Origin of the sequence: Streptococcus sp. IMAU 99161, assembly GCF_014435245.1 — a bacterium.
GTDB lineage: Bacteria > Bacillota > Bacilli > Lactobacillales > Streptococcaceae > Streptococcus > Streptococcus lactarius.
The window spans coordinates 1-320 of record NZ_JAAPAW010000024.1; the positions used below are offsets into that span (position 1 = coordinate 1).

Here is a 320-nt window from a genome sequence, read left to right on the forward strand (position 1 = left end):
AAATAGTCAGCGTGCTTCTCTTGAAAATGAAACAGTAAGAGTTGATAGAGTTCATAGTGATCTCTAAGATCTTGAGAGTAAGAGAGAAGTTTTTCGAGAATCTCTTTATTGGTCAAATGCGCCCGAAATGTCGGACGATAAAATCGTTTCCTGCTAAGTGTATAGCTATCTTGTTGAATGAGTTTCCAGTAACGTTTTAGTGCTTTATATTCGTGTGATTTCCGATCAAACTGATTCATAATTTGGATGCGTACGCGGTTCATAGCTCGGCTGAGATGCTGGACAATGTGAAAGCGATCCAGAACAATCTTAGCATTTGG

At 39.1% G+C, this 320-nt stretch carries 1 protein-coding gene; it reads right to left on the reverse strand.

Going from position 1 to position 320, the window contains the following annotated elements; translation table 11 throughout:
• A partial coding sequence (locus tag HA044_RS09345) for a transposase (RefSeq protein ID WP_187540918.1) occupies positions 1-320 on the reverse strand: 320 nt, incomplete at both ends.